Raw genomic sequence first — 19,765 nt, 5'->3', positions numbered from 1 at the left:
CGCCGGTCACGCGAGGGTGGTCGCTGTCATAGCCGCGGTGGGTGGCCAGGTCAAAGGCCACCGACACGCCCTGCCCGCCAGCCGCCAACGCCTTTCTATAGAAGGCGTTGCTCTCCTCGGCGGTGGAGAAGCCGGCGTACTGTCGGATGGTCCAGGGCCGGGCCGCGTACATCGTGGCCTGTGGGCCGCGGAGGAAGGGCTCGAAGCCGGGCAGTGTGTCGGCATGCGGCAGGCCGGCGGTGTCGGCAGCCGTATAGAGCGGCTTGACCGTCAGCCCCTCAGGCGTCACCCAGTCTAGTGCCGCCACGTCGCCGCCTGGAGCAGACTTGGCGGCGGCCTTGCTCCACTGCTCCAGCGTGGCGGTCTTGAACTCCGGGGCGTCCCCGGCGCGGCTGGCGTCCGACATCGAAACTCTCCTGTAACTGGCCCGACATCATAGCGGCCCGTGATTCATAATTATGAATTCAAAAGCACTACACTGAGCTGACATTTCCCTTCGCCATGCCAGATCAGACCGTCGCCCCCCTCACTTCCACCGCCTTGTACGAGCAGGTGGCCGACCGGCTGCGTCAGCGCATCCTGGCGCGTGAACTGGAGCCGGGGGCGTGGATAGACGAACTCAAGCTCAGCGGCGAGCTGGGCATCAGCCGCACGCCACTGCGCGAGGCGTTGAAGGTGCTGGCCGCCGAGGGCCTGGTGACGATGAAGTTACGCCGCGGCGCCTACGTGACCGAGATGAGCGAGCGAGACGTGCGGGAAGCCTATCAACTGCTCGCGCTGCTGGAAAGCGACGCAGCCGCACGTGTCGCTACTGGCGCCAGCGACGCCGAGCTGGCCGAGCTGGCCGCCCTGCACCAGCAGCTAGAAGCCGCCTTGCCTGACCGCGACGCCTTCTTCGCGGCCAACGAGCGCTTTCACCTGCGCATCCTGGAGCTGGAGGGCAACCGCTGGCGCCAGCAGATGTTGCACGACCTGCGCCGGCTGATGAAGCTGAACCGCCACCACTCGCTGTTCCGCGAGGGACGGCTGGCGGAATCGCTGGCCGAGCACCGCGACATGCTCGCGGCGCTGCGCGAACGCGACGCCGAGGCTTGCCGGCGGCTCGTCATCGCGCACTTTGACAACGGCCTGGCCGCGACCGCCGCGCCCTGAGCGCGCGCCGGCTTCAGACCGCGCCTCAGCCGCCCAGGTAGTCGCCCTTGCCGAGCGGCACGCCGGCGTGCCGCAACAGCGCGTACGTCGTCGTGGCGTGGAAGTAGAAGTTGGGCGTGGCGTAGTGGCGCAGATAGCTCAGGCCGTCGAACTTCAGGGGATCGCCGGAGCGGCGAGGAATGGTGATCTCGCGCTCTTCGCTGCCCACGAAGGCCTCGGCAGGCACGGACAGCACGTAGTCACGCGTCTTCCGGATGCGCTCGGCCAGGTCGTCCAGCGTCGCCTCGTTGTCTTCGTACTTGGGGACTTCCTGACCGGCCAGACGGGCCACGCAAGCCTTGGCGGCGTCGCTGGCGATCTGGATCTGCTTCGTGAACGGCAACATGTCCGGCGCCAAACGCAACGCCAGGTAAGCGTCGGGCGAGAACTTGCGGGCTTCGGCGTGCGCCTTGGCCGCTTCCAGCCAGTTGAGCATGTTGCCCAGCATCTTGGCGAAGGCCGGTGCGCTGGCGGCGTGCATGGAAATCGTGGTCATCGGGTGCTCTCCATTGAGGGAAACCGATGGTAGCCAGCATGCCGATCACCCATGGCGCCCCGGGGCACAATGCCCCCCAGCCATGAATGTGATCATCCTCGACGACTACCAGGATGCTGTCAGGAAGCTCCGCTGCGCCACCAAGCTGGAACCGCTGAACGCCAAGGTGTTCACGAACACGGTCAAGGGCATCGGACAGCTGTCCGTGCGGCTGCGCGACGCCGAGGTGCTGGTGCTGATCCGGGAGCGCACCGCTTTCCCGCGCCAATTGCTTGAGAAGCTCCCCAAGCTCAAGCTGATCTCCCAAACCGGCCGGGTCGGCAATCACATCGACATCGACGCCTGCACGCGGCTGGGCATTGCCGTGGCGGAGGGTGTAGGCAGCCCGGCGGCCCCGGCCGAGCTGACCTGGGCACTGATCATGGCCTCCATGCGCCGGCTGCCGCAGTACATCGGCAACCTCAAGCATGGCGCCTGGCAGCAGGCCGGGTTGAAGGCAGCATCCATGCCGGCCAACTTCGGCGTCGGCATGGTGCTGCGCGGCAAGACGCTGGGCGTCTGGGGCTACGGCAAGATCGGCCAGCTCGTGGCGGGCTACGGCCGCGCCTTCGGCATGCAGGTCATGGTTTGGGGCAGCGAGGCCTCTCGCCTCAGGGCGGAAGCTGACGGCTACCAGGCCGCGTCCAGCCGCGAGGCCTTCTTCGCCGAATCGGACGTCCTGTCGGTGCACTTGCGGCTGTGCGACGCGACCCGCGGCATCGTCACGGCCGAAGACCTGGCCCACATGAAACCGACGGCGCTGTTCGTGAACACCTCGCGCGCCGAGCTCGTCGTCGAGAACGCGCTGGTCTCGGCACTGAACCGCGGCCGGCCCGGCATGGCGGCCATCGACGTCTTCGAGAGCGAGCCCATCCTGCAGGGCCACCCCCTGCTGCGGCTGGAGAACGCGGTCTGCACGCCTCACATCGGCTATGTGGAGCAGGACAGCTACGAGATCTATTTCGACGCGGCCTTCGACAACGTGCTGAACTTCATCCAGGCCCAGCCGACGAACATCGTCAACCCCGAGGCGCTGAAGGTTCACCGCTGAAGCGCCCGTGCCGAACCGCCCGCAGTCCCTCGCCCAGCTCTATCTGGCGTTTGCGCGCCTGGCCCTGCAGGGATTCGGCGGCGTGCTGGCGGTGGCCCAGCGGGAGCTGGTCGAGCGCCTGGGCTGGCTGAGCAAGGAAGAGTTCGTCGAGACCCTGGCCATCGCGCAGGTGCTGCCAGGGCCCAACGTCGTCAACCTGTCGATGATGATCGGCGACCGCTTTTTCGGCCTGCGCGGCGCCATAGTCGCGCTCGCCGGCATGTTGCTGGCACCGGCAGCCGTTGTGCTGGGCCTGGCGGCGGTCTATGGCGAACTCGCGCGGCACCCGGTGGCCGTGGACGCCCTGCGCGGCATGGGGGCGGTGGCGGCCGGACTGATCCTGGCCACCGGCATCAAGCTGCTGCCGGCGCTGAAGACCAGCCCGCTGGGCCGACCGCTGGCGCTGGGCCTGGCACTGCTGGCGTTCGTGGCGATCGGTCTGCTGCGCTGGCCACTGATCCACGTGCTGGTGGTGCTCGGAGGCGGTGGCATGGCACTAGCTTGGTGGAGGCTGAAGCGGTGACGACGCCGGTCAACCTCTTTGACCTCTTCCTGCACTTTCTGACGCTGTCGCTGCTGGCCATTGGCGGCGGCATCACGACGGTGCCGGAGATGCACCGCTATCTCGTCGACAAGACAGGCTGGTTGACGGACACCTCGTTCACCGCGTCCATCGCGCTGGCCCAAGCGGCACCGGGGCCCAACATCCTCTTCGTAGCGGTGCTAGGCTACAACGTCGCGGGCCTCCCAGGCGCCGCGGCCTCCATGGCCGGCATGATGCTGCCGTCCAGCGTGCTGACGCTGACGGCCACGCGCTGGGCGCGCAACAACCGCGAACACATCAGCCTGCGCGCCTTCTCCGCCGGCATGACACCACTGACGCTGGGCCTCGTCATCGCGACGGGCTGGCTGCTGGCGCAACCCTTCTTGAAGGTCGAGGCGCACCGGTGGGGCACCCTGGCCCTGATCGCCGTCACCGTCATGCTGGTGCTGAAGACCCGGCTGGGTCTGGTCTGGATGGTGCTGGCCGGCGGCGTACTCGGCGCGCTCGGCCTGGTCTGACGTCCCGGCTCAGGCTGCCCGCACCGCCACGCCCCCCGGCCGGAAAGCCGCAGGCGGGCGGCCCAGCAGGCGCTGGAACGACCGCCGCATGCGCTCCGTGCTGCCAAAGCCTGCTTCTTCGGCCACCCGCAGCACCGACGTCGCGCCGTTCTCCAGCGCCGCGCGGGCCGCCTCCACGCGCAGGCGCTCCACCGCCTGCGCCGGGGTGGACCCGGTCTCGGCTCGGAAGCAGCGCGCGAAATGCCGCGGGCTCATGCAAGCCCGCGCCGCCAGCGCCTCCACACCGTGGTCGTGCCGCAGGTCGGCGCGCACCTCATCCAGCAATGCGCCGAACCGCCCCTCGGGACGTTGAAGGTCCAGCAGCGGCGAAAACTGCGACTGCCCACCCGGGCGACGCCGCTCCACGACCAGTTGGCGCGCCGCCTCGCGGGCCAGTTCCTCGCCGTGGTCCCGCGCCAGCAGCGCCAGGCAGAGGTCGATGCCGGCCGTCATGCCGGCGCTGGTCCAGAGCTCAGGCCGCCGCCGGCCGCGCAAGGCGGGCTCGCGCACGTAGATGCGGTCGGGCTGAAGCTGCACGGCGGGGAAGTCGGTCGCGAACTGCCTACTGCGCGACCAATGCGTCGTGGCCGTGCGGTGGTCCAGCAGGCCGGCCGCTGCCAGCACGAGGCTGCCGCTGCAGATGCTGGCGATACGCGCCCCGGACAGTGCCGCCCGCCGCAGCCAGGCGATGAGGCGGGCATCGCTGCAGGCGGCGTCCACGCCGTCACCGCCGATGACCATGACCAGGTCCAGGTCGCCCAACTGACGCGGCAAGGCCTTCACCGGCCAGGCGATGCCGGCAGAGCTGCGCACGGCGGGCGGCGCGCTGGCCACGAGACGCCAGTCGTAGCTGCCGGGCCGCGCCAGGCGGGCCACCTCGAACACGGCCATAGGCCCCGCCAGATCGAGCTGCTGGAAGCCGGGAAACAGGACAAACGCGATGCGGCAGGTCATGCCGCATCTTGGCAGAAAAGGTGGGAACCGCGTCATTGCAGCCATTGGCACCGCACCAGACACTGCCCGACGTCAGTACGCACCGGCGGCAGGAGGTCGCCTTCCGATGAACATTGGCATCCTGGTTTTCGACGAGATGGAACTGCTGGACATGGCCGGTCCGTACGAGGTGTTCACTACCGCGGCCCGGGTGCAAGGGCGCAGCCAGCCCGCAGGCACGGCGCCACTGTTCAAGGTGGTCACGATCGCGTCCGCGACTGCCGCGGTGCGGGCCCGTGCCGGCCTGCGCGTGCAGCCGGATTTCACGCTGCACGACCATCCGCCGCTGCACTGCGCGCTCGTGCCGGGCGGTGTCGTGGATGCCGAGCTGCAGCGGCAGGAGGTGCTCTCATGGATCGCCGCGCAGCACCGCCGCGCGCCCATCGTGGCGTCGGTGTGCACCGGCGCGCTGCTGCTGGCCGCGGCCGGCGTGCTGGACGGCCTGGCCGCGACCACGCACTGGGAAGACCTTGACGCCCTGCGCACGCTGCGGCCCGCGGTGGCGGTGCGCGACGGCGTGCGCTGGGTCGACGAAGGTTTGGTCGTCACGTCAGCCGGCATCTCGGCCGGCATGGACATGAGCCTGCACCTGGTGCGACGGCTGCAGGGACACGAACTCGCCGCACGCACGGCCCGCCAGATGGACTACGACTGGAACGACACGCCATGAGCACCGCCGCAAACGCCCTCCTCACCATCACCCGCCGCCCCGACACCGTGTTCTCGCACGGCCAGGGCGCCTGGATCACCGACGAGGACGGCAAGCGCCACCTGGACCTCATCCAGGGCTGGGCCGTCAACAGCCTGGGCCACAGCCCCGCGCTGATCACGCAGGCACTGCTGCAGCAGTCGCAGCGGCTGCTGAACCCCGGCCCGGCCTATTTCAATCGGCCGCTGCTGGACTTGGCAGAACGTCTCACCGCCATCAGTTGCTTCGACCGCGTCTTCCTGGCCAATTCGGGGGCCGAGGCCAACGAGGGTGCCGTAAAGCTGGCACGGCGCTGGGGCAGCCGCCACCGCGGCGGCGCGCACGGCATCGTCAGCTTCGAGCAGGGCTTCCACGGCCGAACTCTGGCCATGATGAGCGCGTCCGGCAAGCCGGGCTGGGACCGCATCTACGCGCCGATGCCGCCGGGCTTTACGAAGGCGCGGCTGAACGACATCGCGTCGGTCGAGCGAGCCATCTCAGCCGACACGGTGGCCGTCATGATCGAGTTCGTGCAGGGCGAGGCGGGCGTCGTCGTCGCCGACCCGGGGTTTGTGCGCGAGCTGCGCGCGCTGACGGCCGAGCGCGGCGTGCTGCTGATCGCCGACGAGGTGCAGACCGGCGTGGGCCGCTGCGGCACAGCGTTCGCCTACGAGCACTTCGGCATTGAACCCGACGTGATGACGCTGGCCAAGGGTCTGGGCGGCGGTGTGCCGATCTCGGCGCTGCTGTGCAAGGAGGCGTTGAACTGCTTCGAGCCCGGCGACCAGGGTGGCACCTTCTGTGGCAACCCGCTGATGGCGGCGGTGGGCCTGGCGGTGGTCGAGGAGATCTGCCGCACGGAGTTCCTGGCCGGCGTGCGGGCGCGTTCTACACAACTGTCGGCAGGCCTGCAGGCCATCGTGCGCGAGCATGGCCTCGTGGAAGAACGCGGGCTCGGCCTGCTGCGCGCGCTGGCGCTGCCCGTCCCGTTGGCCGATCAGGTGGTGGCGGCCGCGCAAGCGCTGGAACCCGTGGGCCTGCTGCTCAATGCACCGCGGCCGCACCTGATTCGGCTGATGCCAGCGCTCAACATCAGCGCGGCCGAGGTGGACGAAGGGCTGGCGCTGCTGCGTCGCGCTCTGGGCGCGGTACTGCGTTGACCCTTCTCGGGGTCAGTTCGTACCGAAGATCTTGTCGCCGGCGTCGCCCAGGCCCGGGATGATGTAGCCGATGTCGTTCAGATGGCTGTCGATGGCGGCCGTCCAGCAGCGCACGTCGGGGTGGGCCGTCTCCAGCGCCTTCACGCCTTCCGGCGCGGCCACCAGCACCAGGGCGCGCACGTCCTTGCAGCCGCGCTGCTTGAGCAGGTCAACCGTGGCGATCATGCTGCCGGCCGTGGCGAGCATCGGGTCGATGATCAGCGCCGTGCGGGCTTCGAGGTTGCCGACGAACTTCTCGAAGTAGTTCACCGGCTTCAGCGTTTCGTGGTCGCGAGCCAGTCCCACGACCGACACCTTGGCGTTGGGCAGGATGTCCAGCACGCCGTCCAGCATGCCGAGGCCGGCACGCAGGATGGGCACCACGGTGACCTTCTTGCCTGCGATCTGGTCGACCTCGGCCGGGCCGCTCCAGCATTCGATGGTGACCTTCTCGGTCACGAAATCGGCCGTCGCCTCATAGGCCAGCAGGCGGGCGACCTCGCCGGTCAGCTCGCGGAATTTCTTCGTCGAGATCTCGGCCTCGCGCATCAGGCCGATCTTGTGCTTAACGAGAGGATGCTTGACTTCGATGACGGCCATGGCGAATTTCCTATTCTTTCTGAATAGTCAGAATTATCGACTGCCCGCTGACGAACGCTGGCGCAGCGCCTCATACAGGCAGACGCCCGAGGCAACGGACACATTCAGGCTCTCGACGGCCCCGGCCATCGGGATGCGCACCAGTTCGTCGCAGGTCTTGGCCGTCAGTTGCCGCATGCCCTCGCCTTCGGCGCCCAGCACCAGGGCCACGGGACGCTTCAGGTCAAGGTCGTAGATGGAGCGCTCGGCGCGGTCGGAGGTACCGACGACCCAGATGTCGCGCTCCTTCAGCTCATTCAGCGTGCGGGCCAGGTTGGTCACCATCAGATAGGGCACGGTCTCGGCCGCGCCGCTGGCCACCTTGGCCACAGTCGCGTTCAGGCCCACGGCGCGGTCCTTGGGCGCGACGACGGCGTGCGCCCCCGCGCCATCGGCCACGCGCAGGCAGGCGCCGAGGTTGTGCGGGTCGGTCACGCCATCCAGCACCAGCACCAGCGGGGGGCCTTCCACGGCGTCGAGCACGTCGTCCAGCGAATGCGGCTGCGCGAGGGTCGACACACGGGCCACGACGCCCTGGTGGCGCGGGCTGCCGGCCAATTGACTCAGGCGCTCGTCGCTGCTCTCCACGAGCTTGGCGCCCGCCTCCTTGGCCCGATCGATGAAGGCGCGCATGCGTTGGTCGCGCCGTGCCGGGTCGAAATGCACCTCCGCGACGGAGTCAGGATGGGTCTTGAGGCGGACGGTGACGGCGTGGAAGCCGAAGAGGACGGACTTGGGGCTGCTCATCGTGCACATTGTCGGCTCAGCGGCCAGCTTGCATGCGCGCGTTCTCCATGATGTTCACGAAGCTGTCGGTCCAGAAGCGCGCCTTGTTCCGGGCCAGGTGGTCCAGCAGCTGGTCATGGGCCTCGCGCGTCACGCTCAGATGCTCGGCACCGACGCCATGGAAAAGGAGTGACACCACCGCCCCCTTGGCCGCCGCCTGCTCGACGATGTCGATCAACTGCGCCCCATTCATGCCTTCGACGAAGTAGACCGGCATGGCGTAGGGATCGAGCTGGGCGGTGTCGGTCACCAGACCGGGGCCGGCCGCGCGGTAGGCGACGAACTGAGGCCGCAGCGCCGCGGCGAAATCCTGCCCACCGGCCTGCATGTCCAGACACGGAGGCGTGAACGTGCGGCGCGTCCTGCCGTCGAGCGACTGCAGCCAGGTGTTGGCGGCGATCACCTGCTCCTGCACCTGCGCCGCCATCTGCCGGTCCAGGTCGCGGTGCGGCTGCACCCACTCGCGCCCCGGCCCCTTGGCGGAGCAGCTATGGAAGAGGCTGTGGTTGCCCAGCTCGTGGCCTGCCGCTGCGGCGGCCTTCCACTCGTTCTGGCGAGCGGGCAGCGTCGGGCCGTTGATGGGCACGTAGAAGCTGGCCCTCAGGCCGCGCTTGTTGAGAGCCGGGACGACATGGTCGAGCTGGCTGTCCAGACCATCGTCGTAGCCCAGACTGACGGCCGCCTTGGCGCCGCCCTGCCAGGCAAAGGGTGCCGCCGTGGTGGTGGCCGCAACGAACAGGCCGAGCGCGGCCAGCAGCATCTTTCGCATCACATCTCCTCAACGCAGGAACTGCACCGCCATCAGCGAACCGATCAGCACGGGCTGGTGGACCATGTAGAAACTCAGCGACCAGCGCCCCAGCACCGCCATTGGCCTGGGCGCGGTGCCGGCCCACAGCTGCGGCCGGACGCGCGTGACGACGAACCCGACCAGCATGACACCCAGCCAGGGCAGCACCGGCACATAGTCCTCCGTGATGGGCTTTTGCGTGACGAGGCCCACCCAGTTGGTCCAGCGGGTGTCGAAGACGCTCCCCTGCACCAGACGCGGTGCAGCAATGGCCAGCGCCGCCAGCACGAGCAGGGCCGGGTTGGGCAGCCGGCTCAGGCCAAGGCGCAGCAGCAGAAGCATCACCGCGATGCCATGTAGCACGCCAAAGCTGATCCAGCTGTTTGGGAACATGAACCATGACCCCGCCGACACGAGCAACGCACAGCCGGCCACCTGACCCCAGCGCTTCCAGAAGCGCCCGGCCACCTGCCCCGCAAGCACGGCAAAGGCCTGGCCGCCGCCGGCGCAGAACAGGAAGAGGCTGACGATGCAGGTGCGCTGCCAGGTCCAGACCGGATCGCGGTAGAAATCCTGGTGTATCCAACCGAAATAGTTCAGGTCGAAGCCGAAGTGGTAGGCCGCCATCCAGACGATGGCCAGGCCGCGCAGTGCGTCGAGACGGTCGGAACGGGACGGGGACGCGGACATTGATCAGGGGCTGGGCATGGACGCCGGATTCTGGCCCCTCCAGAGCCGCATCCGGCGAAGGCACCACATCGTCTCTTCGGCGAGGCGGCGGGTGAAGCGATCGCCCACCAAAATAGACCTCATTCCACCGCTCCCCCCGCCCGGTTCATGCCCAAGCCACTCCCGACCCTCGCCCTCCTCATGGCGCTGGCCTGCGGACTCGCTCCAGCCCAGACTCCCGCGCAACCCCGCGCCGTCAGCCCCCGCGTCGCGCTGGATGCAGAGGAGTTGAACAACATCAGTGTCTTCAAGCGTGTCAGCCCGTCCGTGGTGCACATCACGACGCTGGCCGTACAGCGCGACTTCTTCTCGCTGCGCACCAGCGAGCAGCCCAGCGGCACCGGCACCGGCTTTGTCTGGGACGAATCCGGCCACATCGTCACCAACTTCCACGTCATCCAGGACGGCGACCGGGCCACCGTCACGCTGGCCGACCAGAGCAGCTACCCGGCCCGGCTCGTCGGCGCCTTCCCCGACCGCGACATCGCCGTGCTGCGCATCGAGGCGCCACGCGCCAAGCTGCCGGCGATCGCCGTCGGCACCAGCCGGGAGCTGCAGGTGGGCCAGAAGGTCTATGCCATCGGCAACCCCTTCGGGCTGGACCAGACGCTGACCACCGGCATCGTCTCGGCGCTGAACCGCGAGATCGAGTCCGTCACTCGGCGCACCATCAAGGGCGCCATCCAGACCGACGCTGCCATCAACCCCGGTAACTCGGGCGGGCCGTTGCTGGATTCGGCGGGGCGGCTGATCGGCGTCAACACGGCCATCTACAGCCCGAGCGGCGCGAGCGCGGGCATTGGGTTCGCTATCCCGGTGGACGAAGTGAACCGCATCGTGCCGCGCCTGATCCGCGACGGCCGCTTCATCCGGCCGGCGCTGGGCGTCACGTCGGGGCCGGAGAACCTTGCCAAGGCACTGGGTGCGCCCAAGGGCGTGCTGCTGCTCAACGTGGCGCGCAACGGTCCGGCCGCAGCCGCCGGCCTGCGGCCGTACGGCCGCGACCGCAGCGGTCGCATCGTGCAGGGGGACGTCATCACGGCCGTCGATGGCCAGGCGGTGGCGGACCTGGATGACATGCTGTCGCTGATCGAGACCCGGCAGATCGGGGAGAAGGTGACGCTGGCGGTGTGGCGGGCCGGGCAGACGCGCAAGGTGGTCGTGACACTGGGAAGTTCCGACTGAAGCTCCCGACGCCCCGCGCTTTGCGCCCGCGGCGCTGCCACTCCGGGACCCCAAACCAATGTGGGTGGTTTTGCTTCGGCTTGCAGCGCTGCCCCGACAGTCGCTCGTTGCGGATGCGCGGGCATCGCCCGTCGACAGCGCGCGACGTCCGCCGCCCCACGCGGCCACCAGCCGACGCGACGCCAGCCGGCGCAGGATCCGCATCGCCCAGCCGACCGCTGATGTGGAGTTTCTAGTTGCCAGGTCCGCCTAGTGCCCGCTCGCAGCCTGGCACCGACGGCCGCTCGGCACGCGTTCCGGCCGCCCTAAGTAGGCGCGTTGCGCGGATCCACCAATACCGACCGTGGTTCCTGATCGTCAGCCCGCAACGTGTGCGAAGACCCACCTTGACCCGGGCTCGACACGCTGGGAGACGCCCTGATCGCTATGCCGCGCGCCGACCCGAGGTACGAGAGATGGATCCTGCACATCGGGCGGCTGCGCGAGGTGAAGATAGGTTCGTTCCGCCCTGGAATGGCGAGGCTGAAGCGAACGACACCGTGGCCACCCCGCCCCAGGCCGATAGGGTTGGCACCCAGCCCCTAAAGTAGCGGCCCCAGATGCCAACCCGTGCCAGTTTCCCGGCCGGTCCGCCGTTGCAACCTTGAAGGCAACAGTTCACGTCGTGCAGCCCGTCCTCGTCAGCGCCTGCCTGCTCGGTCGCCCAGTCCGCTTCGATGGCACGCACCGGCAAGCCAACAGCGCCATTCTGCTGCGCTGGCTTTCGGAAGGACGGGTCGTGCCGGCCTGCCCGGAAATGGCAGGGGGTCTGCCGGTGCCGCGGCCGGCCGCGGAGATCATTCGCGGCATCCGCGGCGCGCAGGTGAGGGCCGGCGTCGCCCGCGTGCTGACGCAGTCCGGCGACGACGTGTCCGCTGCTTTCGTCGCTGGCGCCCGGCAGGCCCTCGCGCTGGCTCAGGCACACGGCATCCGCATAGCCGTGCTGAAGGACGGCAGCCCGTCCTGTGGCTCCACCAACGTCCATGACGGCACGTTCACAGGCACACGCGTGGCCGGCATGGGCGTCACGGCCCTGCTGCTGCGCGAGGCGGGTGTGCAGGTGTTCAGTGAGCTGCAGTTTGCCAAGGCGGACGCTGCGCTGAAGGCATTGGAACGCAGCGCCGTAAAGTAACACCCCGCTGGCGCGCCCTTGGCGCCCGGCCCGACTTCACTCGACAGACAGGACACCTCGCCATGGGCGCGCAATGGAAAGCCAAGCACAAAGACCTCGCTGCCAATGCCAAGGGCAAGCTGTTCGGCAAGCTGGCCAAGGACATCATGATCGCGGCGCGCAACGGCGCTGACCCCAAGGACAACGCCCGCCTGCGCATGGCCGTCGAGGCGGCCCGCAAGGTGTCCATGCCCAAGGACACGCTGGAGCGCGCGATCAAGAAGGGCGCGGGGCTGACCGGCGAGGCGGTGCACTTCGAGCAGGCCATCTACGAGGGCTTTGCCCCGCACCGAGTGCCCGTGATGGTGGAGGTGCTGACCGACAACCTGAACCGCGCCGCGTCGGACATGCGCGTGCTGTTCCGCAAGGGCCAGCAGGGCACCAGCGGCTCGGTGAGCTGGGATTTCGATCACCTCGGCATGATCGAGGCGGAGCCGGCCACGCCGGGCGCGGATGCCGACACCGCCGCCATCGAGGCCGGCGCGCAGGATCTACTGCCGGCTGACGAAGACGGCGTCACCGTGTTCCTGACCGACCCGGCCGACCTCGATCTGGTCAGCCGCGCGCTGCCAGCGCACGGCTTCACGGTGCTGAGCGCCAAACTCGGCTATCGGCCGAAGAACCCCGTCGACGCCACGACGCTGAGCGCGGAGCAACTGGAAGAGGTGGAGAGTTTCCTGTCCGCGATGGACGAAAATGACGACGTGCAGAACGTGTACGCCGGGCTGGCGGGCTAAGCCTCACGCTCGCGTTGGGCGGCGCACTGCGCCAGCAGCCACTGCTCGAAGGCCTTGACCGCCGGCCTTGATCTGGCTGCCGGGTCGACGATGAGACGGTATGCCCGCGCCGACGAAATGCCGGCGTCGAACGGCGTGACAAGCTGGCCGCTGGCCAGCAGCGCGTCCACCAGCGGCCGGCGCCCCAGCGCCACCCCCTGCCCAGCCACCGCGGCGGCGATCGCCTCGGAGTAGCTGGAGAAGCTCAGCCTCGCCACCGGCCGCAGGTCGCTCAAGCCCCAGGCGCCCAGCCAAGGCTCCCACTCGGCCGGCATGCCGGCACTGTCGCCGTCCATCGCCAGGTGCAGCAGCGTATGCCTCGCCAGATCGGCCGGCTCGCGCAGCGGCAGGCCCAGCTCGCCCACCAGGCGCGGACTGCAGACGGGCAGCATGGATTCGGCAAACAGCTGCCGCCCCTGCGCCGCGCCCACCGGGCTGTAGCGGATGGCAAGATCGAAGCCCTCGCTGGCCAGGTTGCGGTTGCCCAGGCCCGCATCCAGCCGCACGTCGATCCCCGGGTGAGCCCGCGTGAACGCGGTCAGCCGCGGGATCAGCCACAGCGCGGCGAAGCCGGGCGTCGTCGTCAGGGCCAGCACCTGGCGCTGGTGCGGCTCGCGCACGGCGCGCACGGCCACGCGCAGGGTGTTCAACGCGGCCGAGCAGGCGGCATGCAGGCGCTGGCCGTCCTCGGTCAGCGCCAAGGCGCGGTGGCGGCGCTCGAACAGCGTCACACCCAGCTCCTCCTCCAGCGCACGGATCTGGCGGCTCATGGCGGACTGCGTGATGAAGCGCTCCTCGGCTGCTTGCGTGAAGCTGAGGTGGCGCGCCGCTGCCTCAAAGGCGGCCAGCAGCTGCAGCGGTGGTAGACGGTCCAGTGGCCTGGTTGACATGATCTGGAGGAATGCGAATCCTTCCCAAACATCGTTTGTCGACTCGGGAGACTGCCGCCACTATCCGCGCCAGACGGTCTCCACGCAAGCATGCCAACCCTGCATGCCAAAGCCTGCGAGGCCGCCCGAGGAGCTCACCATGCTGATCGACGTCCCCTCTACCCGGCTGCTGCTGCAACGCGGCCAGATCTCACGCCTGCCTGAGGCCCGCGCCACCCACCTGTGCAGCGCCGCTGGCACGCTGTGGATCACCATCGATCACGACAGCCGCGACATCGTGCTGGAGCCTGGCCAGTGCTTCGTCGTGCAAAGCAGCGAGGCCGTCACCGTCAGTGCGCTCAGCGGCCCCGCTGTGCTGGACCTGCGGCCCGCCACCACTGGAGCGCAGGCGTGAGCACGGCGATCGAGCTGCCGGCGCTGCTCGTCTTACCGGCCCGAGACACCTGGGCGTTGCCTGGCGAGCGCTGGATCCGGCTGCGCCCCATCGCTGCGACGGATGCCGGCGCCGAACAGGCCTTCTTCCGCGACCTCTCGCTGGATTCGCGCCACAAGCGCTTCCACGTCGGCCTGCGCGAACTCAGTCCCGCTCTGCTGGCATCGCTGACGGATGTGGACCAGCGGCTGCACCGGGCCTGGGTGGCCGAGTCCCTTCAGCCCGGCTTTCCGGTCGTGGCTGACTCGCGCTACGTGCGCGATGCCCACCACCCCTGGCGCGCCGAGTTCGCCGTCGCCGTGGCGGACGCCTGGCAGGGCCACGGCCTGGGCCGGCGCCTCATCACGCACCTGGCCGCGCACGCGCGACAGCATGGCGTACGGGAGCTGTACGGCGACGTGCTGGCCGACAACCGCCGCATGCTGGCGCTGATGCGCGACCAGGGTGCCCGCCTGAGGTCGCATCCCGACGGACCGCAGCTGGTACGCACGGTGCTGGACCTGAGTCTCGAACAACCGGCGATCATGCCGGCATGCGACGACTCCTGATCAGTGGCGGCCTGCTGGTGGCAGGTCTGCTGGCACTCAGCCTGGCGGCAGGCAGCCTCCTGACGCGCCCGTCGCGCGCTGCCATCGGCCCGGCACCGCCGGAACTCGCCGCAGAACCTGTTCGCATCGCCTACGGTGACGAGCAGCAGCTCAGCGGCTGGTTCCTGCCCGGTCGCGCCGGCGAAGGCGCCGTCTTGCTGCTGCATGGGGTGCGCGGCAACCGTCTGCAGATGCTGGCACGCGCCCGCTGGCTGCAACGCGAAGGCATCGCCAACCTTCTCGTCGACCTGCCTTCGCACGGCGAGAGCAGCGGTGGACGCATCGGTTTCGGTCGCCTTGAGGCGCCGGGCACCGACGCGGCGCTGAACTGGCTGCGCGCACGTCTGCCTGGCGAAAAGGTCGGGGCCGTTGGCGTGTCTCTGGGCGGCGCCTCGCTGCTGTTTGCCGAACGCCGGCCCGAACTGGATGCGCTGGTGCTGGAGTCGGTCTACCCCACCATCGAAGACGCCGTGCAGGACCGCCTCGCCATGCGCCTGGGCCCACTGGCCGGTCGGCTGCTCTCGCCGCTGCTGCTCGTGCAGCTGCCGCTACGGCTCGACCTGAGCGCCACGCAGTTGCGCCCCGTCGACGCCATTGCCGCGGTCAGGGCGCCGCTGCTGATCGCGTCTGGTACCGAGGATCTGCACACGCTCTGGCCCGAGACTGAGCGGCTATTTGCGACCGCGCCACAGCCCAAGGCCCTGTGGCCCGTCCACGGCGCGGCACACGTCGACCTGCACGGCTTCGACGCCGCGGCCTACCAGGCCCGCCTCGGTCCCTGGCTCCACACGCGGTTGCGCAAGCCCCTGCCCTGACAGGGCCAAGCCGCGGCCGGCAAGATGCCGACATGTCTGCCCTGCCCCCGCTCTCCATCCTCGATCTGGCGCCCGTCGTCGAAGGCGCCACGACCCGCGAAGCCCTGCTGAACAGCCTCGACCTGGTGCGCCTGGCCGACGAGCTGGGCTACACCCGCTACTGGGTTGCCGAACACCACAACATGGAGGGCGTGGCCAGCTCAGCCACGGCGGTGCTGATCGGCCAGCTCGCAGCCGCGTCGCGCCGCATCCGCGTCGGCGCGGGCGGAATCATGCTGCCCAACCACGCGCCGCTGACGATCGCCGAGCAGTTCGGCACGCTGGCCGAACTCTTCCCCGGCCGCATCGACCTGGGCCTGGGTCGTGCGCCGGGCACCGACCGGCCGACGATGCGCGCACTGCGCCGCAGCCTGGAGACCACGGGCGAGGATGCCTTCCCCAACGACGTGCTGGAGCTGCAGTCCTACCTCGCGCCGGTGGCCGACAACGCCGTGGTGCGGGCCGTCCCCGGCCAGGGCACCGAGGTCCCGATCTGGCTGCTGGGCTCCAGCCTGTACGGCGCCCAGCTCGCCGCCTATCTGGGCCTGCCGTTCGCGTTCGCGTCGCACTTCGCCCCGGAGATGCTGATGCAGGCGCTGCAGATCTACCGCGCCACCTACAAGCCCAGCGCGCGCCATCCCACGCCGCACGCGATGGTGGGACTGAACATCGTTGTCGCCCCGACCGACGAGGAGGCTCGCTGGCTGTTCACGTCGGCACAGCAGCGCTTCCTCGGCATGGTGCGCGGCCAGCGCGGCAAGTTGCCGCCACCGGTGGCAAGCATGGACACGCTGTGGAACCCGATGGAGGAGGCACAAGTGCAGCGCATGCTGTCCGAGTCCATCGTCGGCTCGCCGCAGACCGTGCGCGCCGAACTGGTCGCGACGCGCGAACGCACGCAGGCCGATGAGTTCATCGTCGCCTGCGCAGTGCACGACCATGCGCTGCGGCGGCGTTCCTACGAGTTGCTGGCTGCGCTTTGAGCGGGCAGCAGCACAGCCAGGTCTAGGGCCGCCTCGCGCCTGGCGTGAGCTGAAAACCTGCTGGGTGTCAGACAGCCGGCGCTACAGGCCGAGATGGGCCGCGAACGCTCTCAGGCGCCACGGCGCGCAAAGCCTGCCGCAAGCAGCCCCAACATCACCAGAGACAGCGTCGCCGGCGCCGGGACCTCATTCGGTCCGTTCGGGGTGATGCGGTAGTTGTCGAGGCTGATCTGCGCATAGCCGTAGTTGGTGACGCTCAGTCCCTCGGGAAAGTTGGTGGTGAAGCCGTATCCGAGACGCAGGCTCTCCAGGGTCAACGCCGGCGTGATGACTGCGAACAAGCCGAAGAAGTCACCGCCGCCGAGCGTCGGCCCCGTGCCAGTGAACTGGGGCTGCACGTTGATCACCTCCCCGGTGACCCCGTTGCTGCTGAAGGAAAACGGATGCCCCCCCGTGAAGCTGAAGGCGTTCGCGCCCACCGTTGCCGAGCCGCTCACCGGGCCGAGCGGGTCGAGGAAGCTGTAACTGCCATCGCTCCAGGTCTCGTTGAAGGTCACCGACAGGTCGACTGCGGTGCCAACCGTCAGACCGGCGGCAACGCCCAGGTCGATGAAGTCGTAGCCAGCGATCGTGCCGTGCAGTGTCAGAGTCACCGGCGCCCCCTGCGCGGTGGCTGCAAACGCCATCGCCGAGATAGCCGCAAGGCGGCGCAGAACGTTCCAAAAACGCATCATCAGGCTCCTTCGTGACGGCATTGCGGGCCGCGCTGATCACTCTAAAGGACCCCGAGCGCGAGCCGTTCCACTACCCGTACGCGCTGCCATCCCTCAATCCTGGGGGCAGGTGTCATTGCGGGCTTCTTCGACTCGGGTGTGGGAACAGGACGCCTTGCCTGCCTGGTCGGGCTCGATGACGAGGTCAAGCAGGCCATCGGACACGTCGTCCTCGACGCCGATGCCGATGCCGATACCCCAGCGCCGAAAGCTACATTGGCCCGATCACCCGAGTCCACGCCGCAACAAATGCAAGCGCAGCACTACTACGCCGCCACAGCACCTCGGACGAGCTTCCCTCCGCTGGCCCAGGCCTGTGACGTCGACGTGGCTGTGCTGGGCGGCGGCTTCGCCGGTCTGGCCACAGCGCGCGGGCTGCAGGAGCGCGGCTTCACCAGCGTGGCAGTGCTGGAGGCACAGACCATCGGCCACGGTGCCTCGGGGCGCAACGGCGGCTTCGTCTTCGGCGGCTACAGCCGCGACGCGTTCGACCTCGTCGGCGACCTGGGACTGCAGACGGCACGCGAGCTCTACGCCCAAAGCCGCGACGCCGTTGCGCTGATCCGCTCTCGCATCGACCAGCACGCAATCGACTGCGAACGACAGGAAGGCGGCGCGCTGCTGCTGAACTGGTTCAGACACAGCGCACGGGCCGAGCGCCAGTTGCGCGAGCAGGCGCGCTGGCTGCGCGACAACTTCGGCGTCGTCTGGGACGAGGTCGCACCGCCCCAGGTGCGACAGTGGCTGGACACTGACCGCTATGGCGGCGCCCTGCTGGAGCGCGACGCCTTCCATTTCCATCCTCTCAAGTACGCACTGGGACTGGCTCGTGTCATCGAACAGGCAGACGGCCACGTCCACGAGCACAGCGCCGTGACGGCCATCGAGCAGCGCGCGCGCGGGGGCTTCCTGCTGCGCACGGACCAGGGTGCGGAGCTGCGCGCGACCCAGCTCGTGGTCGCTGGCGGCGGCTATCTGCAACGCCTGTTGCCGGCCCTGACTGGCGCGCGCCTGCCGATTGCCACCTATGTCATGGCGACCGAACCGCTGCCGGAGTCCCTAAGACCCGTCCGCACGACGGCAGCCCTCTACGACAACCGCTTCGCCTTCGACTACTACCGGGCCCTGGCCGACCATCGGCTGCTGTGGGGCGGCCGCATCTCCATCCAGCAGCGCGAACCGGCACGCATCGCCGAGCTGCTGAAGGCCGACCTGCTCAAGGTCTACCCTCAGCTGGCGTCGGTGCGCATCGAGCATGCCTGGAGCGGGTTGATGAGCTACGCCCGCCACAAGATGCCGCAGGTCGGCCGCCTGGCGCCAGGGCTGTGGTTTGCGCAGGCCTTTGGCGGCCATGGCGTCGCGCCCACGACGGTGGCCGGCGAATGGCTGGCCGACGCCATCAGCGGCCGGATCGACCTGCCGGCGGCCCTGCAGCGCTACAGGTTGTCGCCCGTTTTCGGCCAGGCCGGGCTGCTGGCGGCTCAAGCGACCTACAGCTGGGCGGAACTTCAGGACGCGCTGCGCGAGCTGATCACTTGATCCGCTGCTTTTCAAGCTTGCGCGCCAGCGTGCGGCGGTGCATGCCCAGCCGGCGCGCGGTCTCGCTGATGTTGAAACCGGTCTCGGCCAGTACCTCGTGGATGCGTTCCCACTCCAGAGTCTTGATGGACGCGGTCTGGCGTTCGGTCACCTCCACGTCGGCATCGCCCTGGCGGCGCGCGAAGGCGGCCTCGATGTCGTCCGTGTTGGCCGGCTTGGCGAGGTAGTGGCAGGCGCCCAGCTTGATGGCCTCGACAGCGGTGGCGATGCTGGCGTAGCCGGTCAGCACCACGATGAGCACCTCCGGGTCCCACCCGTGCAGTGCCTGCACGCAGGCGAGGCCCGACGCGCCGCCGGCGAGCTTTAGATCCACGACGGCATGGCCCAGTTCCTCGTCCTCGGGCAGCGCATCCAGCACGGACTTCATGTCGTCCAGGCCGGTGGCACGCACGACGCGCCAGCCGCGACGCTCGAAGGAGCGGGTCAGCGTGCGGGCAAAACTGTCGTCGTCCTCGACGATCAGCAGGAAGCGGTCTTCTTCAGCGGCGGGCAGCATCTGGCGGGGATTGTCGAGGCAGCAGCGATGCCAGCGGCAGCGTGAGGATGACCTCGGCGCCGCCGCTCTCTCCTTGGTCATGGCGGTTGCGCGCCTGCAGGCGGCCACCCAGCGTGCGGGCGACGTTGACCGACAGGAACAGGCCCATGCCGCGGCCAGGCTGGCCTTTGCTGCTCTGGTAGGGGTCGCCGAAGTGCTTCAGGCGTTCATCGTCGAACCCGGGGCCTTCGTCGAGCAC

25 protein-coding genes are annotated in these 19,765 nt (G+C 69.0%); 14 read left to right on the top strand and 11 right to left on the bottom strand.

The window, feature by feature from the left end:
• Positions 1 to 406, bottom strand: a 406-nt coding sequence (locus tag VGF12_RS24835; protein WP_331178728.1) for a methylmalonyl-CoA mutase family protein, incomplete at its 3' end; no start/stop codon positions are given.
• Positions 407 to 501: 95 nt separating this feature from the next.
• Between VGF12_RS24835 and VGF12_RS24830 the strand changes: the two genes are divergently transcribed.
• Positions 502 to 1,152: a GntR family transcriptional regulator gene (locus tag VGF12_RS24830; RefSeq protein ID WP_331178727.1), complete on the top strand. Its 651-nt coding sequence runs from the start codon at positions 502 to 504 to the stop codon at positions 1,150 to 1,152.
• A 25-nt stretch (positions 1,153 to 1,177) separates the two neighbouring features.
• On the opposite strand, the gene VGF12_RS24825 is transcribed toward VGF12_RS24830, so the two are convergent.
• Positions 1,178 to 1,687: a DUF1993 domain-containing protein gene (locus tag VGF12_RS24825; RefSeq protein ID WP_331178726.1), complete on the bottom strand. Its 510-nt coding sequence runs from the start codon at positions 1,685 to 1,687 to the stop codon at positions 1,178 to 1,180.
• Positions 1,688 to 1,769: 82 nt separating this feature from the next.
• Here VGF12_RS24825 and VGF12_RS24820 point away from each other — a divergent pair, with 82 nt between their 5' ends.
• From VGF12_RS24820 to VGF12_RS24810, 3 genes are read left to right on the top strand one after another with little or no spacing between them, the layout of a single operon-like run.
• Entirely contained in the window at positions 1,770 to 2,777 is a 1,008-nt protein-coding gene (locus tag VGF12_RS24820; RefSeq protein WP_331178725.1) for a D-2-hydroxyacid dehydrogenase family protein, read from the top strand.
• Between the two features lie 7 nt (positions 2,778 to 2,784).
• Positions 2,785 to 3,339, top strand: coding sequence for a chromate transporter (locus VGF12_RS24815; RefSeq protein ID WP_331178724.1), 555 nt, complete (start codon positions 2,785 to 2,787; stop codon positions 3,337 to 3,339).
• Positions 3,336 to 3,878, top strand: coding sequence for a chromate transporter (locus tag VGF12_RS24810; protein WP_331178723.1), 543 nt, complete (start codon positions 3,336 to 3,338; stop codon positions 3,876 to 3,878). Before VGF12_RS24815 ends, VGF12_RS24810 begins: the two co-directional genes overlap by 4 nt.
• Positions 3,879 to 3,887: 9 nt before the next feature.
• On the opposite strand, the gene VGF12_RS24805 is transcribed toward VGF12_RS24810, so the two are convergent.
• A complete protein-coding gene (locus VGF12_RS24805) occupies positions 3,888 to 4,871 on the bottom strand; it encodes a GlxA family transcriptional regulator (protein WP_331178722.1) in 984 nt (327 codons plus the stop codon).
• 106 nt (positions 4,872 to 4,977) lie between these two features.
• Between VGF12_RS24805 and VGF12_RS24800 the strand changes: the two genes are divergently transcribed.
• Both VGF12_RS24800 and VGF12_RS24795 read left to right on the top strand, forming a co-directional pair.
• A complete protein-coding gene (locus VGF12_RS24800) occupies positions 4,978 to 5,580 on the top strand; it encodes a DJ-1/PfpI family protein (RefSeq protein ID WP_331178721.1) in 603 nt (200 codons plus the stop codon).
• Complete coding sequence (locus VGF12_RS24795) at positions 5,577 to 6,758, top strand: acetylornithine transaminase (protein WP_331178720.1); 1,182 nt, start codon at positions 5,577 to 5,579, stop codon at positions 6,756 to 6,758. Before VGF12_RS24800 ends, VGF12_RS24795 begins: the two co-directional genes overlap by 4 nt.
• A 12-nt stretch (positions 6,759 to 6,770) precedes the next feature.
• On the opposite strand, the gene upp is transcribed toward VGF12_RS24795, so the two are convergent.
• The 4 genes from upp to VGF12_RS24775 are packed head-to-tail and all read right to left on the bottom strand — an operon-like array spanning position 6,771 to position 9,702.
• Complete coding sequence (gene upp / locus VGF12_RS24790; protein WP_331178719.1) at positions 6,771 to 7,397, bottom strand: uracil phosphoribosyltransferase; 627 nt, start codon at positions 7,395 to 7,397, stop codon at positions 6,771 to 6,773.
• Between the two features lie 33 nt (positions 7,398 to 7,430).
• Positions 7,431 to 8,183: a 23S rRNA (guanosine(2251)-2'-O)-methyltransferase RlmB gene (rlmB, locus tag VGF12_RS24785; protein ID WP_331178718.1), complete on the bottom strand. Its 753-nt coding sequence runs from the start codon at positions 8,181 to 8,183 to the stop codon at positions 7,431 to 7,433.
• 16 nt (positions 8,184 to 8,199) lie between these two features.
• Positions 8,200 to 8,991 (bottom strand): polysaccharide deacetylase family protein, encoded by a 792-nt coding sequence (locus tag VGF12_RS24780; protein ID WP_331178717.1) that lies wholly within the window; start codon positions 8,989 to 8,991, stop codon positions 8,200 to 8,202.
• Positions 8,992 to 9,000: 9 nt separating this feature from the next.
• A complete protein-coding gene (locus VGF12_RS24775) occupies positions 9,001 to 9,702 on the bottom strand; it encodes a heparan-alpha-glucosaminide N-acetyltransferase (protein ID WP_331178716.1) in 702 nt (233 codons plus the stop codon).
• Between the two features lie 147 nt (positions 9,703 to 9,849).
• Between VGF12_RS24775 and VGF12_RS24770 the strand changes: the two genes are divergently transcribed.
• The 3 genes from VGF12_RS24770 to VGF12_RS24760 all read left to right on the top strand — a co-directional run bounded on the left by VGF12_RS24770 (position 9,850) and on the right by VGF12_RS24760 (position 12,873).
• A complete protein-coding gene (locus tag VGF12_RS24770; RefSeq protein WP_331178715.1) occupies positions 9,850 to 10,926 on the top strand; it encodes a S1C family serine protease in 1,077 nt (358 codons plus the stop codon).
• A gap of 664 nt (positions 10,927 to 11,590) precedes the next feature.
• Positions 11,591 to 12,097 carry a DUF523 domain-containing protein gene (locus VGF12_RS24765; RefSeq protein WP_331178714.1) on the top strand — a complete coding sequence of 169 codons (507 nt, stop codon included), beginning with the start codon at positions 11,591 to 11,593 and terminating at the stop codon, positions 12,095 to 12,097.
• A 62-nt stretch (positions 12,098 to 12,159) separates the two neighbouring features.
• The gene (locus VGF12_RS24760; protein WP_331178713.1) at positions 12,160 to 12,873 is read left to right on the top strand and encodes a YebC/PmpR family DNA-binding transcriptional regulator; all 714 of its coding nucleotides are present in this window, start codon (positions 12,160 to 12,162) and stop codon (positions 12,871 to 12,873) included.
• Here the strand turns inward: VGF12_RS24760 and gcvA are convergent.
• Entirely contained in the window at positions 12,870 to 13,802 is a 933-nt protein-coding gene (gcvA, locus tag VGF12_RS24755; RefSeq protein WP_331178712.1) for a transcriptional regulator GcvA, read from the bottom strand. The genes VGF12_RS24760 and gcvA overlap by 4 nt on opposite strands.
• Before the next feature lie 139 nt (positions 13,803 to 13,941).
• Between gcvA and VGF12_RS24750 the strand changes: the two genes are divergently transcribed.
• The 4 genes from VGF12_RS24750 to VGF12_RS24735 are packed head-to-tail and all read left to right on the top strand — an operon-like array spanning position 13,942 to position 16,659.
• The gene (locus VGF12_RS24750; RefSeq protein ID WP_331178711.1) at positions 13,942 to 14,196 is read left to right on the top strand and encodes a DUF2917 domain-containing protein; all 255 of its coding nucleotides are present in this window, start codon (positions 13,942 to 13,944) and stop codon (positions 14,194 to 14,196) included.
• Positions 14,193 to 14,783, top strand: coding sequence for a GNAT family N-acetyltransferase (locus VGF12_RS24745; protein ID WP_331178710.1), 591 nt, complete (start codon positions 14,193 to 14,195; stop codon positions 14,781 to 14,783). Before VGF12_RS24750 ends, VGF12_RS24745 begins: the two co-directional genes overlap by 4 nt.
• On the top strand, positions 14,768 to 15,637 hold the full coding sequence (locus VGF12_RS24740; protein ID WP_331178709.1) for an alpha/beta hydrolase: 870 nt from the start codon (positions 14,768 to 14,770) through the stop codon (positions 15,635 to 15,637). The genes VGF12_RS24745 and VGF12_RS24740 overlap by 16 nt, the downstream gene beginning before the upstream one ends.
• Before the next feature lie 41 nt (positions 15,638 to 15,678).
• Positions 15,679 to 16,659, top strand: coding sequence for an LLM class flavin-dependent oxidoreductase (locus VGF12_RS24735; RefSeq protein ID WP_331178729.1), 981 nt, complete (start codon positions 15,679 to 15,681; stop codon positions 16,657 to 16,659).
• Between the two features lie 110 nt (positions 16,660 to 16,769).
• Here VGF12_RS24735 and VGF12_RS24730 read toward each other — a convergent pair whose 3' ends face one another.
• Complete coding sequence (locus VGF12_RS24730) at positions 16,770 to 17,390, bottom strand: hypothetical protein (RefSeq protein WP_331178708.1); 621 nt, start codon at positions 17,388 to 17,390, stop codon at positions 16,770 to 16,772.
• A 291-nt stretch (positions 17,391 to 17,681) separates the two neighbouring features.
• Between VGF12_RS24730 and VGF12_RS24725 the strand changes: the two genes are divergently transcribed.
• Positions 17,682 to 18,971, top strand: coding sequence for an FAD-binding oxidoreductase (locus tag VGF12_RS24725; RefSeq protein ID WP_331178707.1), 1,290 nt, complete (start codon positions 17,682 to 17,684; stop codon positions 18,969 to 18,971).
• On the opposite strand, the gene VGF12_RS24720 is transcribed toward VGF12_RS24725, so the two are convergent.
• Together VGF12_RS24720 and VGF12_RS24715 are read right to left on the bottom strand one after the other, a co-directional pair.
• Entirely contained in the window at positions 18,964 to 19,527 is a 564-nt protein-coding gene (locus VGF12_RS24720) for a response regulator transcription factor (protein ID WP_331178706.1), read from the bottom strand. The genes VGF12_RS24725 and VGF12_RS24720 overlap by 8 nt on opposite strands.
• Positions 19,511 to 19,765: ATP-binding protein (locus VGF12_RS24715; RefSeq protein WP_331178705.1), on the bottom strand; the 255-nt coding region annotated here is incomplete at its 5' end. The genes VGF12_RS24715 and VGF12_RS24720, both read right to left, overlap by 17 nt.

It is taken from the genome of Roseateles sp., from assembly GCF_036404855.1.
Taxonomy (GTDB): Bacteria; Pseudomonadota; Gammaproteobacteria; order Burkholderiales; family Burkholderiaceae_C; genus Pelomonas.
This window is presented reverse-complemented; position numbering and strand designations above follow the sequence as displayed.